Origin of the sequence: Proteiniclasticum sp., from assembly GCF_003514505.1 — a bacterium.
GTDB lineage: Bacteria > Bacillota > Clostridia > Clostridiales > Clostridiaceae > Proteiniclasticum.
In genome coordinates this window covers 82,673-98,874 of sequence record NZ_DOPX01000014.1, presented here as the reverse complement: position 1 = coordinate 98,874, position 16,202 = coordinate 82,673, and the positions used below count along the sequence as shown (strand labels likewise).

Annotated in this window: 10 protein-coding genes, 1 tRNA gene and 1 other annotated feature; of the genes, 3 read left to right on the top strand and 8 right to left on the bottom strand. The window is 42.6% G+C overall.

Going from position 1 to position 16,202, the window contains the following annotated elements; all coding sequences use genetic code 11:
• Positions 1-62: 62 nt before the first annotated feature.
• The 6 genes from DEF30_RS04335 to DEF30_RS04310 all read right to left on the bottom strand — a co-directional run bounded on the left by DEF30_RS04335 (position 63) and on the right by DEF30_RS04310 (position 6,019).
• Positions 63-2,063, bottom strand: a complete 2,001-nt coding sequence (locus tag DEF30_RS04335) for a S9 family peptidase (RefSeq protein ID WP_294096851.1) — start codon at positions 2,061-2,063, stop codon at positions 63-65.
• 200 nt (positions 2,064-2,263) lie between these two features.
• Entirely contained in the window at positions 2,264-2,872 is a 609-nt protein-coding gene (locus tag DEF30_RS04330) for a superoxide dismutase (RefSeq protein ID WP_031576828.1), read from the bottom strand.
• Between the two features lie 248 nt (positions 2,873-3,120).
• Positions 3,121-3,915, bottom strand: coding sequence for a putative ABC transporter permease (locus tag DEF30_RS04325; RefSeq protein WP_294096849.1), 795 nt, complete (start codon positions 3,913-3,915; stop codon positions 3,121-3,123).
• A 76-nt stretch (positions 3,916-3,991) separates the two neighbouring features.
• Positions 3,992-4,606 carry an ATP-binding cassette domain-containing protein gene (locus tag DEF30_RS04320; protein WP_294096847.1) on the bottom strand — a complete coding sequence of 205 codons (615 nt, stop codon included), beginning with the start codon at positions 4,604-4,606 and terminating at the stop codon, positions 3,992-3,994.
• Complete coding sequence (locus tag DEF30_RS04315) at positions 4,603-5,244, bottom strand: amino acid ABC transporter permease (RefSeq protein WP_294096845.1); 642 nt, start codon at positions 5,242-5,244, stop codon at positions 4,603-4,605. Before DEF30_RS04315 ends, DEF30_RS04320 begins: the two co-directional genes overlap by 4 nt.
• A complete protein-coding gene (locus DEF30_RS04310) occupies positions 5,237-6,019 on the bottom strand; it encodes an amino acid ABC transporter substrate-binding protein (RefSeq protein ID WP_294096843.1) in 783 nt (260 codons plus the stop codon). Before DEF30_RS04310 ends, DEF30_RS04315 begins: the two co-directional genes overlap by 8 nt.
• A gap of 65 nt (positions 6,020-6,084) precedes the next feature.
• Positions 6,085-6,337 (bottom strand) — a binding site (T-box leader).
• A gap of 369 nt (positions 6,338-6,706) precedes the next feature.
• On the opposite strand from DEF30_RS04310, the gene DEF30_RS04305 reads away from it, so the two are divergent.
• Positions 6,707-7,627 carry a PfkB family carbohydrate kinase gene (locus DEF30_RS04305; RefSeq protein ID WP_294096841.1) on the top strand — a complete coding sequence of 307 codons (921 nt, stop codon included), beginning with the start codon at positions 6,707-6,709 and terminating at the stop codon, positions 7,625-7,627.
• A gap of 129 nt (positions 7,628-7,756) precedes the next feature.
• Here the strand turns inward: DEF30_RS04305 and DEF30_RS04300 are convergent, their stop codons facing one another.
• Both DEF30_RS04300 and DEF30_RS04295 read right to left on the bottom strand, forming a co-directional pair.
• Positions 7,757-8,221 (bottom strand): GNAT family N-acetyltransferase, encoded by a 465-nt coding sequence (locus tag DEF30_RS04300; protein WP_294096839.1) that lies wholly within the window; start codon positions 8,219-8,221, stop codon positions 7,757-7,759.
• A 108-nt stretch (positions 8,222-8,329) separates the two neighbouring features.
• Positions 8,330-8,420: transfer RNA gene (locus DEF30_RS04295), tRNA-Ser, on the bottom strand.
• A gap of 265 nt (positions 8,421-8,685) precedes the next feature.
• Here DEF30_RS04295 and addB point away from each other — a divergent pair.
• Both addB and addA read left to right on the top strand, forming a co-directional pair.
• A complete protein-coding gene (gene addB, locus DEF30_RS04290; protein WP_294096837.1) occupies positions 8,686-12,126 on the top strand; it encodes a helicase-exonuclease AddAB subunit AddB in 3,441 nt (1,146 codons plus the stop codon).
• The gene (gene addA, locus DEF30_RS04285; protein ID WP_294096835.1) at positions 12,119-15,769 is read left to right on the top strand and encodes a helicase-exonuclease AddAB subunit AddA; all 3,651 of its coding nucleotides are present in this window, start codon (positions 12,119-12,121) and stop codon (positions 15,767-15,769) included. Before addB ends, addA begins: the two co-directional genes overlap by 8 nt.
• Positions 15,770-16,202 lie beyond the last annotated feature (433 nt).

The following is a 16,202-nucleotide window of genomic DNA, read 5'->3' as shown; positions in this document are numbered from 1 at the left end:
GAAAAAAATGAACTGGCCGGGAAGCCAGTTCAACTATATAGGAGTGTTAGAGATATGCGTCGTTAGCTTTCTTTAGGCTGGAACTTTTTGAACCACTCATCAATCTCCGTAAGCCTTCGGACTCTATGCTTAGGTTTTCCAGAGCGGCTGAGTTCATGGTTCTCACCCCGGAACATACAAAGTCTTGATTCCACGCCGTGATATTTGAGCGCGGTGAACATCTGGAGACCTTCCGTGAGCCAGCATCTGTAGTCTTCTTCTGAATGAATGAACAGGGTCGGTGTTTTTACCTGATCTGCATATTTCAGTGGAGACTGGTCCCACATCTTCTCGTGGTTTTCCCATGGAGAAGAAGCAGTCTGATCATCTGCAAAGTAGTATCCAATGTCTGTGGTGTTGAACATGGAGATCCAGTTGGAGATGCTTCTTTGGGAAGCTGCAGCCTTGAATCTGTGGGTGTGTCCGATGATCCAGTTGGTCATGAAGCCCCCGTAAGAACCACCAGTGACAAACAGATTCGATGGATCCATGTCTTCATAGGTTTCCAGAGCGAGGTCTGTGAAGTTCATGAGATCTTCGTAATCAATGGCGCCGTAGAGCCCTCGGATGTCGGAGAAGTCGTTTCCTTTTCCATCACTTCCTCTTGGATTACAGAAAATAACAAAGTATCCTTCACTGGCAAAATACTGAAGCTCATGATAGAAGACCGATCCATAGACCGTTTTGGGTCCGCCATGGATTTCAAGAAGTACGGGATACTTCTTTCCTTTTTCATAATCAGCAGGTTTTAGAACAAAACCATCAATGGTTCTGCCATCCTCTAAAGGATAGGATAGTGTTTCAGGGAGGGAAAGTTTCAGTTCTTCATGGATCCAATCATTAAAGGTTGTGATCTTCCTGGAGGAGCCGTCTTCAATAGCATAAAGTGCCTGAAGTGTTGTATTTTTCATGCCGATATAGAGAAGATGTCCTTCTTCTATGCTGAAGGAGTCCACAGAACCTTCCTCTGCAAGCACTTCTGTAAGTTCTCCTTCCCCGTTCACCTTCATCAGATGAGAATCTGTTCCCTTTGTTGTTGTGAAGTAGAGCTCTCCGTTATAAACACCGCGCTGCTTTCCTCCACCGTATCGTGCGTCACTGCCTACAGAGCTGTACAGAGACATATCCAGGTCTTTCGTCAGCAGTGTCAGTTCTCCTTTTTCCAGATCGTATTTGTAGAACTTGCCGTTTTCATTGATGCCCAGATATTTCATATCCGTTGCGGTGAGAATCAGTGTTGTGTCACTTAGAAAATCAGCATAGGACAGGGATAGTCCTTTGGTTTCTAGAGGCAGCACATTGACACCGTCAAAAATGGACAGTTCATTATAGAGGGGCATCTTATCTGTGAATGTGGAGGAAAGGATCACAGCATGGCTTTTGTCCTTGCTGAGCTTAATCAGTTCCACATCTGTATATTCTGACGAAAGATACTTCTGGAAATTTCCTTCACTGTCAAATAAAGCGAGCCTGTTTCTCTTTCTGGATGTGAAACCTCCTCCGTTGGACCAGTAAGGAATCTCTTCGAGGACTTCATAATCTTTTTCCTCTTTGAGTCTCTTCAGCTCTTCAGAGAGCTCTTTTTCGTCCAGGTTCAGCTGATCCTTGGCATTGTTGTCAAAATAGACAGATGCGAGAATCATGCCATTTTTGAGAAACTCATAGCTGGAGACTCTCTTGTTGAAACGGATGAATTTATCCGCTTCACCACCATGAATATGTATTTTATATACCTGAGTGAATTCTTTGAGGGACTCACTGTCCTCCTTATCCTTATCATCCCGAATGGTTGAAAATACAATCTCTTCTTCGTTCAGCCATTTGAAAGAAGACTCTTTGTTGAAAGAAGTCAGTTTTCGTACTGCATTTTTTTCCACATCGTAGAGATGCAGGTTGGAAAGATATTTGTTGCCATCCAGGTCCACTTTGTGCACTGCAAATGCTGCAAATTTACCGCCTTGGGCATGGTCTATCCCAGACAGAAAGGTATAATTTTTGAACTCATCTAGTGTAATCTTTCTCATATACTCCTCCAGAAATCATTAGTTATCCTTATCTTACCGTAAAATTGACAGAAGGTTTTGAAAGGATGGGAACTTCTGTATTTTCGTTTCATATTCTGTATTTCATTTTTAGAAAAATAGGCAGAAAAAAATCCTGCCGGGGGAACAGCAGGATTTTTCATCATAGGCCAGTTAAAATATATATCAATTTGAGGGGTTACTTATTTTGCTTCGCTGTAAAGTTTTGCAACTTCGTCCCAATTCACTACGTTGAACCAGTTTTCGATGTATTCAGGTCTTCTGTTCTGATACTTCAGATAGTATGCATGCTCCCAAACGTCTAGTCCCAGGATTGGTGTAAGTCCGTCTGTGATCGGATTGTCCTGGTTTGGTGTGGATACTACATCAAGCTTTCCATCCTTTACTACCAGCCATGCCCAACCTGATCCAAATCTTGTTGCGCCAGCCTTTGCGAATACACTCTTGAATTCATCAAAGCTTCCGAACTTCTCATTGATTGCTGTCAGGAGTTCTCCTTCTGGAGCCTGTCCTTCTGCTTTCTTCATCATCTTCCAGAACATGGAGTGATTGAGGTGTCCGCCACCATTATTTCTTACAGCGCCTCTGATATCTTCTGGAACTGCATTAAGGTCTGCAACGAGATCCTTGATGTCTTTTTCCTGCAGCTCTGGATACTTCTCAAGAGCAGCATTCAGATTGTTCACATAAGCCTGATGATGCTTGCTGTAATGGATCTCCATGGTCTCTGCATCTACATAAGGCTCCAGTGCACTGTACTCATAAGGCAGTTTTGGTAATTCATGTTTCATTCTTTCATTCCTCCAATTTTGTTTTCAACGATTACTTTTATTATCTAGAAAACTCCCTGTAGTGGGAGCGGTTATTAACTGTATGCCTTTACTATAAACTAACCGAACACAAAATTCAATAGCATACAATTAAATTTACGGTCAATCTGTATATTGTTCATTTATTCGTAACAAAGTTCATGAATCCTTTGACTTCTGTGGGGTTGAAGAAGGAACATCAAAAGAAAAAGAGAAGCCTTTGGAGCTTCTCACAGATGATTGTTGAAGTTGCGGATCTTGTCATCCAGTTTTTTCTTGTTTTCCAGAAAACTGCTTTTGAGTTTGCTGAAGATCTCGTTGTTCTTTAAGGCGGTGAGGTTTGGAAAGGCATTGAAGATTCGCCTGTTCTGATAGCGGCCTTTCTGAAAGAGAGCTTTCACCCGATCGGTATACAGCACCGTACCTTCCAGTTTGCTTTGGAGGATCTGCCGCAGTTCATCCAGTTTCAGTTCACCTTCCTTCACCAGTCTGTCAAACTCATCCCGAACAGCGCTGATGCGAAGACGAAGGAGAAGAAGATGCCTGACGGTGATGAAAAGATCGATGAGAAGGATGAGGAAAAGCGTAATGGAGAGGGTGGTTTTTGAACTGGCGGATAAGGTGCCAATCATGGACTCCACAAAAGGATGGAGAAACCTTATGATGAACACGGATAAAGCAGCAAAAACCAAAGCTCCAGTGAGATAAACCCGGCCATGGATATTGAAAGGACGTCCGGAATAATCCCACCACCTGGCGTGGAAGAGTTTTTCCAGAAGAACAGCAGTGAAGTACTCCACGACACTGGTCAGAACCATACTGGACAGAAAAAGCGGAAGAAGGCTGGTCTCTTTTCCGTAGAAAACCAGTACAATCAGCAGCGCACCAAATCCATAGACAGGGCAGACGGGGCCGTTGAGAAACCCTCTGTTCACAAGCTTTTTTCCAGTGATGGAACATAAAATAGATTCATAAAGCCAACCTAGAAAACTATAAATGATGAAATAGAGAAAATAAGTAATCAAAGACACATACATCACGTCCTTATAGAGTGTTCTCTATTTCAAGTATAGCTGATTTTCTGAAAGATATGTAAAAAAACTAACGCAGCTGAATCTTTTTGTCCGCAACCTTTTCGATGAAGTCCTCGTCGTGGGAGACGATGAGAATCGCATGATCTTTTTTGATTTTCTGAAGTATATCCAAAAGAAGCATTTTATTCTCCTGGTCCAGACTGCTGGTGGGTTCATCAAAACACAGGAGAAGAGGTTTTAATAGAAGAGCTCTGATGATGGCGATTCTTTGCTTCTGGCCCCCTGAGAGTTCGGAGGGGTATGCAAACTTCTTTTCGAGCAGGCCAAAATCCTGCAGATACCTGTCCGCCATGGAAAGCAGTTCCTTATCTTCATACAGTTTATGATAGCGTGGCGCCATCAGAAGGTTCTCCAGCACATTTTTGTGCTGAAAGAGAGAGGAAGACTGAAAGACCAAGCCCACTTGAGTCCTGTTTTTTTCTGTGAGTGTTTCTCCATTTAGCACAAAAGAGCCACTGTCAATGCTCTCCAGCTGAACAATACACTTTAAGAGGGTTGATTTTCCGATTCCTGAAGGGCCTAGAATCGCCGCAATCTCATTCTTGTCCACCTCAAAGGACAGGTTTTCCAGTACGGTGAGATCTCCATAGGTTTTTTTGATGTTTTTTGCCTCGAATATCATAACGTAACCCTCCTCATTCGTTTTTCAAGTTTCTTGAGTCCTTTTTCCAAGAAGAAGCTTAAGGTGAAATAAATCAGCCCTACAATGAGGAAAGGTGTACCAGAAACATAGATATTGGCCAGAGTTCTTGAGACCTTGATCAGCTCACTGAGTCCGAGAGCGTAGATCAGCGCAGTGTCCTTCAGGAGCACCAGCACTTCATTGGCTAAAGATGGAAAACTGTTTCGGATCCCCAAAGGCAGAAGAATCCGGAAGAAGGTATATCTTCTGCTGAATCCAAGAACAAAAGCCACGTCCTTCTGGTCTTTCGGAATGCTCTCCATCCCGCCCCTTAGGATTTCAGCAATATAGCCGGTGTAATTGAAGGTGAACCCTAGAAGTGCTGCGTTCATTCTGCTGAGTGTGATGCCAAAGTAAGGCAGACCGAAATAGATGAAGATCAGCTGAAGGAGAAGCGGAGTTCCTCGCACCACGGAGATATAGAAGGACAACACTGGCTTCAGAGGCTTCAGGGTATAAAGATATGCCACGAGAAGTCCAAGAAGTCCGGATGTGACCATGGTGGTGATGAAGTAGAAGAGGGTCTGGGAAAGACCCTCCAAAAGCAAAGGATAACTGGTTGTGATCATGTCAATCATTGATATACACCTTTTTGATTTCATCGAAGGTTCCGTCTTCTATGAGTTCCGCCAAAGTTTCATTGGTCTTTTCAAGAAGCGTCACATCAGATTTTCTAAAGCCGATACCATATTCTTCTTCTCCAAAATTATCCTCAAGAATTCTATAGTCTTCTATATTCTTGCTGAGAAGAACGTATCTTGCAAAGACCTCATCCAGAACAATGGCGTCGCTTCTTCCGGCTTCCAGATCAAGAAACAGGTCCAGATTGGAGTCGAAAGTAATGAGTTCTCCATTTTTCAGGTTCTCATAGATGTCAGTGTCTTTTGAAACCGCATCATAAGCACTGGACTCTTTCTGTACAGAAACAGCCTTACCTTTCAGGTCTTCTTTAGACTTGATATCGGAGCTGGCCAAGGTGATGATGATTTGAGTGTTCTCCATATAGGGGGTGGAGAAGTTGACCTTTTCCTTACGGGCATCGGTGATGGTGTATCCATTGAAAATCACATCAATGTTTCCGCTGTTCAGTTCACTTTCTTTCAAAGACCAGTCAATGGGCTGGAATTTAGGAGTAAGTCCAATTCTTGTGAAGATTTCTCTAGCAAGATCCACATCGAACCCAACGAGTTCACCCTGAGGATTTCTGAACCCCATGGGTACAAAAGTATCATCAAGACCAACAACGATTTCACCTTTCTCCATCATGGCATCAAAGGTATCCTCATTTTTTGTGCCTCCTGCACAACCTGCGAGAAGTAAAAGTCCGAGTAGAATTGGAATTAGTTTTTTCATGATAGTGTCCTCCTTTTTTTTGATTTAACTTCTTTGAAAGAAAAAAAAGCCCTTAGTCAAAATTGACTAAGGACGATATCTCTTCGTGGTTCCACCTTATTTCATCAAACACCTCACGGCGCCTGACCTCATCGAGTACAATCATACTCTAGTCTTGATAACGGATGACAAGGATTCCCGGCACCCACTACTCTTTCCATAGAAATTTTGCAGGTACAGCTCAAAGATGTGTTCCCAAATGCGCCACTGTTTTTTCACACCAACCAAAAACTCTCTGATAGCTTTGCATAAGATACTATTTCTTTTCAACGCAGTTAAATTATTGTTGTCATCTTACAACGCCTAAAAAAATATTGCAAGTTTTTTATTTTTAATTATCATTTTAAAAAATCAAAAGGTTTTCAAGGAGCATCATAGCGGTAATATCTGCATGAAAAATCACAAACTCTTATGTTTTATTGAACCGTGCGGCAGTTGGTACTGTAAGATATAAAATTTCTGTGTCCAAAACCTGGGAGCAGACCATCAGAAAAGCTCTGAGATTCTGGAAGGCTTGCATTCCAATGAGAGACAGGTGTTTTCCATCAGTGGCGCACCTCAAACTGACAGAAAACCGCAAATTGACGGAAATTTCTCATTATGATACTGTAAAGCCAAAGTGAATTTTATTTTTTAGGAGGTAGTAAAATGTCTGCACGTATACTGATGGTTGGAAGTGTCATGATGGATCTGATTTTACGCTGTGAAAGAGCGCCTAAACCAAGTGAAAGTGTTCTGGGCCACGATTACAGCAATGCACCTGGTGGTAAAGGCAGTAATGCTGCTGTCGCAGCAAGAAGAGCAGGAGCAGAGGTTGCCTGCTACTCAACGGTTGGAAAAGATGCAAATGGACAGTATCTGCTGGACAAATGGAAGGAAGCGGGAATTAAAACAGACCATGTCATTGAAAGAGAAGGAGCAAACACTGGGTTTGTTGCCATTACTCTAGAAGACAGTGGCCAGAACAGACTGATCATTTTCCCGGGTGCCAATATGAAAACACCTCCAGATCAGCTGGAAGAGGCATTTCAAGATCCATTTGACGCAGTACTTCTGCAGTTTGAGATTCCTTTCGAAACAAACAAGAGAGCAATAGAAATTGCCAATGAGAAGGGCATTATTACGGTACTTGATGCAGGTCCTGCACAGAAGTACGACCTGGAAGGTCTCCCACCAGTAACGATTCTTTCCCCTAATGAGACGGAAACAGAAGCATTGGTTGGAATTTACCCCAAGGACCATGAAAGTGCACGAGAGGCGGCAAAGCTTCTAAAAGAAAGAAACGGGGCTAAGTATATTGTGCTGAAGATGGGCGCTAATGGATCGTACCTCTATGGAGAAGAATATGATGAAATCGTCCCTCCTTTCAAGATCAATGCCGTAGATCCAACTGCTGCAGGAGATGCTTTCACAGGTGTGCTGGCGAAAGCCTTCGTGGAAACAAAGGATCTTAGAGAGGCAGCTAGGGTTGCCAATGCTGCTGGAGCTCTTACCTGTACAAAGCTTGGCGCACAGCCATCACTTCCTACGAAGGAAGAAATTGAAGCTTTCTTGAGTGCTCAGAGCTAAACTGAAAATCTGAAAGCCACCTGAAGGAGTGATTTACTGCTCCATACAGGTGGCTTTTTCATAGGTATATTAACGAGTTTGCACAGCAGGTAAGTTCTAAAGCTGGATCGTAACCACACGAAGTATTTGTCATTTTTCCAGTTTAAACAAGATTCTGAATCCATGTATCAGTTCATCTTTGAGACGTCCATATTCTTTCCAGCCATTCTTTTTATAAAAAGAAATGCCCCTATGATTTCTATCAAAACATTCTAAATGGAGCTCTTTATATAAATTAAGTTTCTCTGGAATGATCTGATTGCAAAAATACTGAGCGGCACCTGTACCATGATAGTCTGGATCAATCATAAAACCTTGCAGCTGATTCTCATGCCAAGTCATAATACCAATGATTTTTTCATCAAGAAGAAGCACAGTAGAGTTCTTCAGTCCTTTTCTCATATCTGCATCACAATTGCCGCTATTTATATACCAGTCGACAACCTGATTGCCAAGGTATGAACGAGTGTAGCATTCTGCTACGATTCTTGACAAGGTTATCATAGCTGATTCATCTTTTTCAGTTGCTGGTCTAATACTGTAAGTATCACTCATTTATTTTCTCCAGTTCATAACTTTGATAGTAAAAGATAAGTTCACATGAACTATAAAATAAATAATTAAAGTCATGTATTAGTTTCAAACTAATACATGACTTTAATATGGCGGAGAACGAGGGATTTGAACCCTCGCGCCGGTTACCCGACCTACGCCCTTAGCAGGGGCGCCTCTTCGGCCTCTTGAGTAGTTCTCCACAACCGAAGTAATCTAATATTCAATTACCACAAAACACATTATAGCAAGGCGAAGGACCAGCTGTCAATAGAAATTGGGCATTCTGTATTTCAGAGATTCATCTGAGATGCGTCTCTCAGATGAATCAGCTAGAGGGTGAAAAGTGGGAAGGGACACGTCCTGATTAAAATGTATTCCAAACAGGTGTATTTGTGTACGTATTTTGGGATACCTCTTATAGTATAATGGACTAAAGGATAAAAATGTGAGAAAGGGGTGGTTTTGTGAGTTTTAAACTGATCTACGGACGTGGAGGAAGTGGCAAAACCAAAGAAATATACGAAGAAATCAAAAGAAGAAGGAAAGAGGTCCCTGAAAGAAGCATGATTCTTCTAGTGCCGGATCAGTATACGTTCCGTGCGGAGCAGAAGCTATTGAAAGAACTGGGTAAGGAAAATGTGTTTCACGTCACAGTCCACAGTTTTTCTACCATGATCCGCAGAATCCTTCAGAACGCAGGTGGGGCTACCCATAATCTGATTTCAGATTTAGGAAAGAGTATGCTCATGACCAAGACTTTGACGGATGTGGAAGAAGACCTTGTTCTTTTCCGTAACGTGGCAAGAAAACCTGGGTTTGTGGAACTGGCTAAAAATCTTGCGGATGAGATGAAACGTAACAATCTGGATCCAGAAAAACTGAGAGAAGCTGTGGTGTCATCAGGAGATGCAGAGCTCACTCAGAAGTTTGGTGATATCCTTCTTTTTTTTGAAGCTTATGAGAAAGAAGTCCATAAAGGTCATGTGGATTCCATGGATGAAATCACCTTTGCTGGGGAGCGCATGGAGAAGGCTGATTTTCTGAAGAATGCAGAGGTGTTCATTGATGAGTTCAATGATTTTTCTCTTGTGCAGCTGAGTTTCATTGAGCATCTTATGAGGAATGTAAAGCGGGTTGTGATGACGCTGACCATGGATAAGGATGAAGAAACGGGAGATGTATTTCAGATCACAAAAGATACGGAAGATAAACTGTTTCAGGCTGCCGAAAGAGCTCAGGTCTCCATCGAAAAACCCTTGATTCTATCAGAGGAAGTACCGTTGAGATTTAGGGAGAATAAGGAGCTGGCTCATCTGGAGCGGGAGTATTTCAGATATCCCAATAAAACCTACAATGAGGTGCCTCAGTCTGTATCCATCTACAAAGCCCAGAACAGCTATGATGAGGTGGAAAAGATCGCACTGGACATCCGTAGAAGAGTCCGGGAGGATGATACACTGAGATACCGCGATTTAGCGATTCTTTGCAGAAATATTGATGCGTATGAGAGTATACTGATCTCCGTTTTCCGTGAACATGAGATACCAGTATTTTTGGATAAGAGAAGGGAAATGGATGGAAGTCCTATTTCTCAGTACATTTTGGCTTTGGTGGATATTGCCAAAGAAGGGTTCACCTATGATGCGCTGTTCAAGCTGCTTAAAACTGGCCTCTCTCATTTGGAGAAAGAAGAAGTGGACCTTTTGGAAAACTACATTCTAGCAAATGGCATAAAGGGGGGAACCTATGAAAAACCTTTTGTTTATCCGTACCCGAATATTGTGCCCGAGGAGATGAAGGCGGAGTATCTAGAAAAGACCAACGAAATCAGAGAAAAAATAGTTTCTGTGTATCAGCCTTTGCGAGTCCAGCTGGAGAATGCGTCCACCACAGAGGAAATTTCCGCCGCTCTTTATGAGCATCTGGAGGAGCATGGTGTGTTGAACCGCTCCCTGAGTTTTGTTTCATCCCTTAAGGATTTGGAAGTTCTGAAAGAGCATGAAGAGACACTCAAGGGACTGATCACCATCTTTGACGATCTGGTGGAGGTGCTCGGAAAAGAAAAAGTATCATTGGAAGTATATGGAGACATTCTTCAGCAAGCCATGGTCAGCCATAAAATTGCGCTCATTCCGCTGACTTTGGACCAGGTGATTCTTGGAGATGTGGCCAGGGTAAAAAGTGATAACATCAGAGGTCTATATATTCTTGGAGTGAATGACGGAGTTTTCCCCAAAACGGTTTCTGATGAAGGAATCATTACGGACCATGATCTGGAGAAACTGAAGGCGGAAGGCTTGAGCTTCCTTGTGGATTCAAAACTGCGTTCTGTATATGAGCAGTTTTTAGTGTACACTGCATTTTCTATTCCGAGAGATTTTTTAGCTATTTCCTATCCGGGGTCAGATCTGGACGGAAAGTCCCAAAGACCCTCCCTGGTCATTGGGCGTATGAAAAAGCTCTTTCCCAAACTCATGGAGAACGCTTATGTGAATCCAATGGACAGAAAAAGCGGAACGCTGGAGGAAGTGGAAAGTAAGGTGGCTACTTTTAATGAGCTCATTAAAGAGATGAGAAGAAACTACCAAGGGGATGAAGTAAATCCTCTTTGGGGTGAAGTGTACCAGTGGTTTCAAGGTCATGAGAAGTTCAGCAGGCGACTGAAGATTTCTAGAGAAGGACTTTCTTATACCAATGTAACGGAGAAGCTTTCCAGAACCTCTGTGAAAGAACTCTATGGTGAGCAGCTGTATTTAAGTGTTTCAAGGCTTGAACGGTATACCTCCTGTCCTTTTGCGTATTATATCCAATATGGACTGAAGGCAAAAGATAGAGTCATGCATGAGGTGACAGCACCAGACGTGGGTACACTGATGCATGAAGTCATCGATCAGTTTACGGAAGATCTGAGGGGTATGGAGAGGGATCTGTCTACCGTGGACAAGAACTATATCAGAAGCGCTGTGGATCGCCTGGTTGATGAGGCGATAGAAAAAACAAATGCAATCTACAAAAGCTCTCCCAGATACAAACATATGGGCGAAAAAGTGAAGAAAATCATCAACCGCTCAGTAGAAACCATCACGGCTCAGATCGCTAAGGGAAAGTTTGTACCCATGTTCAATGAACTTGGATTCGGAAAAGATGGAGAAAAGCTGCCGGCATTATCCATCGAAATTCCTGATACTGGAGAGGATGCACTGCTCAGGGGAAGAATTGACAGAATTGATGTCATGGAAATGGACGGGAAAGCTTATATCAGAATCATTGATTACAAGTCTTCTGCGAAAGATGTTTCCCTCCAGGATGTATTCTATGGTCTTCAGCTGCAGCTGCTGGTTTACCTGGATGTAGTTCTCAGAAACTGGGAAAGTCTACAGTCCCAAAAGGCGGTGCCAGGTGCGGTTCTTTACTTTAAAATGGACAACCCGGTGATTTCCGGAAATGTCAGAATGACAGATGAGGAAATTGAAAGAAAGGTATTGGAGAACTTAAGACTTAAGGGTCTTCTTCTTAAAGATGCCAAAGTGATCCGATCCATGGATGAGGACATTGATACATTCTCATTGGTGGTACCGGCGAAGATCAACAAAGAGGGGGAAGTGGTTTCTTCCTCCAACAGGAAAGAGAAGAATGAGGAGATCATTCTGACAGAGCAGGAATTTGGTGTGCTTCGTGAGTATGTGCTGGATACCATTGGAAGAATTCTGAAAGAGCTCTTTGATGGGAACATTTCTATCCAGCCCTATAAGGATAAGGATAAGATTCCATGCACCTACTGCACCTATAAGAGTATTTGTCAGTTTGATGGAAAAATAAAAGCGAATCAGTACAGAAATCTGAAGGCGCTGACCATTGAAGAACTATGGGAGAAAATGAAGAAAGGGGAGAATGCCGTTGAGTAACCAGTGGACGAAAGAACAGCTCAGTGCCATTGAAACAAGAAATACAAATCTTCTTGTTTCTGCAGCGGCCGGCTCAGGGAAGACTGCGGTTCTAGTAGAAAGAATCATTCAGAGAATCACCAAGGATCAGGTGGATATTGATGCGCTTCTTGTGATGACTTTTACCAATGCAGCTGCTGCGGAAATGAGAGAAAGAATCGGAGAAGCGGTGATAAAAGCTCTGGAAGAAGAACCTGGGAACAGAAATCTTGAAAAGCAGCTGACCTTATTAAACAGAAGCAGCATCATGACCATTCATTCCTTTTGTCTGGAAGTGATTCGAAGCCATTTTCATGAAATTGGTCTTGACCCTGGATTCAGAATTGCGGATGAAACAGAAGGGGCCATCATGAGAGAAGAAGCTCTGGAAGAGGCTTTGGAAGAATCCTATGAGATCGGCAGCAAAGAGTTCATTTCTCTTGTGGATGCCTATGGCGGCAAACGGGATGACAAAGAGCTTGGAGACCTGGTTCTTACTCTCTATCACTTCATCATGAGTCATCCGTGGCCATACCAGTGGCTGGAAGAGAAGGTTTCTTTGTTTGATGTGTCAGGCAAATCCTTTACAGAAATCCCCTTGGTGGCAGAGTTCATGGAAGAACTCCAGGAAACCCTTAAGCCTTATCTGAACCATATTGACAAGGGTATTTCTTTAACAGAAGACGACGCGCTGCTTTTTCCCTATGCTGAAACCCTGCGGGAGGACAGGATCCTTCTGGAGGAACTGCTCTCCATACTAAAAGAAAAACCTTCTTTCAATGAAATCAAGGATCATCTCGAGGGATTGAAATGGTCCACACTGAAACGAGGAAAGAAAGGATATGATAAAACCCTGGCTGATATGGTCAAAGGCCTTCGTGATGAAGTGAAAGATACAGTCAAAGGTCTGAAAGCGAATTATTTTTCGGAAACGGAAGAAGAGCATCTAGCGATGCTGAAGGTCATCTACCCTCATCTTCAGGCGTTGAAGGCTCTTACTGAGCTTTTTATGGAGAAGTACAGCCGAAAAAAGCGTGAAAAGAGTCTTCTGGATTTTTCGGATCTTGAGCATCTGGCACTGAAGATACTGACCGTGGAAGAGGATGGCAAGGTAGGACCTTCTGATGTGGCTAAGTTTTACAAAGAGAAGTATGAAGATGTGCTGGTGGATGAGTATCAGGACTCCAATGAAGTTCAGGAAGTGCTGATCACCATGGTCTCCCGAAAAGAGGAAGAGAGGCCCAATGTGTTTATGGTGGGTGATGTGAAACAGAGTATCTACCGCTTCCGTCAGGCTAAACCTGAACTTTTCATGGAAAAGTATAAAAACTACAGCGAGGATGGAAATGAGAGAGGCAAGAAGATTCTGCTGTATAAGAACTTCAGAAGCCAGAACAATATCCTTTCTCTGGTGAATTTTATTTTTGAAGGACTCATGAGTGAGAAAGTCGGAGAGCTGGAGTACACGAAAGAAGAAGCGCTCATCTATGGAGCTACCTACTATGAGGAAGCAGAAGGGGTTGAGCCCGGGGTCAAAGAAGCGGAACCCGTAGAACTGCTGCTTCTGGAGGAGAAGAGCGCTCTGGAGGATTCAGAAGATGACACAGAGGAGGAAGGTGACCTGGATTTATCTGTATATAAATCCATTGAAGTGGAAGCGCGGCTTGTAGCGGGAAGAATCAATGAGCTTATCAAAAGCGGATTTCTCGTTTTCGATAAAGAGATCAAAGGTAAAAGACCAGTGACCTACCGGGATATTGTGATACTCATGAGAGCGACATCCAGAACCGCAAATATCTTTTTGGAGGCACTGCATGAGAATAACATTCCTTCTTACAGTGACAGCTCAACTGGATATTTTGACACCATTGAGATCAGGACCATCCTTTCGCTCCTGAAGGTGATTGACAATCCGTTGCAGGACATTCCGCTTCTTTCCGTGTTAAGAAGTCCACTGTTTTCCTTCAGCGAGGAAGAGCTTGTGGAAATCAGAAAAGTTCATAAAGATGAATTTTTGTTCCATAATCTAAAAAATGGATCTTTTGAAAAAGCGCTTTCAGAAAAAGTGAATGATTTTATGGAAAAGTTGGAGCTATACCGGCTGAAGTCCCGATTCATGAAGCTGGATGAATTTATTTGGTACCTCTATACGGATACATCCTATCTGGATTATGTGTCTGCCATGCCAGATGGACTGGAGAGGCAAGCAAATCTGAAGCTTCTGTTTCAACGCGCCAGGCAGTTTGAGGAAACAACCATGAAAGGGCTCTTTAACTTCATCCGATTCATCGATAAGCTTAAGAAGAGCTCGGGGGACTATGGCGCTGCGAAGATGCTTGGAGAAAATGAGAACCTGGTGAGAATCATGTCCATTCATAAATCTAAAGGGTTGGAGTTTCCTGTGGTCTTTCTGGTGCATACTTCAAAAAGATTCAATAAGATGGACCTGAATAAGTCTATGATTCTTCACGAGTCCCTAGGATTTGGTCCAAGTTATGTGGATATGGAAAGAAACATCAAAAATACAACCTTTATCAGAGAGAGAATCAAAAGAAAAAGGCTCCTGGAAAGTCTCTCAGAAGAGATGAGAATACTCTACGTAGCACTCACAAGAGCAAAGGAGAAGCTCATTATTACTGGCCAAGTCAGGAATCTTGAAAAGAGTATGGAAAAATGGACCGCGCTTTCCCAAGGAGAATCATTCAGACTGTCTTCCGAAAAAGTGGAAAAAGGGTCTTCCTATCTGGATTGGATGATGAGTATCTTCTTGAAACATCATGAGCTTTCTGAAAATAGAGCGGATGGAGAGAGATATCCCTTCGGGAAAGATGTGGCGTTACAGCTCATTGTTCACACAAAGGAAGGTGTAATGCTCGATCAGATTGAGGAAGAAGGAACAGAAGAAGGGGTTTTCACGCTGCATGAGACCAGAGATCCTGCTTCGGCATTTCTTGTACAGCAAAGACTTGCCTTCCAATACAAGTATGAGAAAGAGACAAACAGAGGATCGAAAATTTCGGTGACTGAGCTGAAGAAGTTGAGGGCTCTTGGTGAAGAGACGGAGAACACAGAGCCCATCATCAAGGATGAGTTTTTGGAAAGACCTCGATTTCTGATGAAAGAAAGAGGCTTGAAGGCCACCGAAAGAGGAACCGCGTTTCATAAAGCCATGCAGTATATTTCACTGCAGAGTGTCTCACTGGAAGAAATCAATAATGATCTTCAAAGTCTTGTTCTTCGAGAACTCATGACGGAAGAAGAAGTCTACGCCGTGAATCCTTGGAAGATTCTTCAGTTCCTTGAAAGTGATCTTGGAAAAAGAATGCAAAAGGCAGAACTTGACGGGAATCTGTATAGAGAACAGAAATTCATATTATATTTCGACGAGAGTGAAGTTATGGTTGTGGGTGTCATTGACAGCTATTTCCGTGAAAATGATGAGCTTGTCATTGTGGATTACAAGACAGACCGTGTTATGGAAAAAGAGGCTTCGAAGGTACTGACCGACCGGTATAAAGAACAGCTGGACTATTACAGTGAGGCGTTATCATCCATAACTGGTCTAAAAGTAAAAGAGAGTTATCTCTACTCCGTCGAAAATTCTAAAGAAATATGTATAAACTAAAAACATTATCTTTAATATTTTTTTTAATTTGAAGTATAATAAGATTATAATTTATCACGCAATAAAGATAGGGGTGTTTTTATATGGCTGTTGGTAAAGATAAAACTCGGATACTGCTGACTCTGCCTCAGGATCTCAAAGAAGAACTAACTTCTGAGGCTAAAGGCGATAATCGCTCACTCAATAATTACATATTGAATTTGCTGATTAGTTCCGAGAAACGAACCGAAAGCGAAAGAGACTAAGGAAAATCCAGAGCGGGAGCGACTTCCCGGCTCTGGATTTTTCTTTGTTTTTCCTTGCTTTCCAAGGTTAGTTCAATGTTTAACAAAACCCATGAAAACACCTTAAACGATTAAGGTGTTTCAACGTGATATTTAAGTGATTTTCTCTAATCCCATTAGAACAAAGTGTATGACTGTACGCACACGCA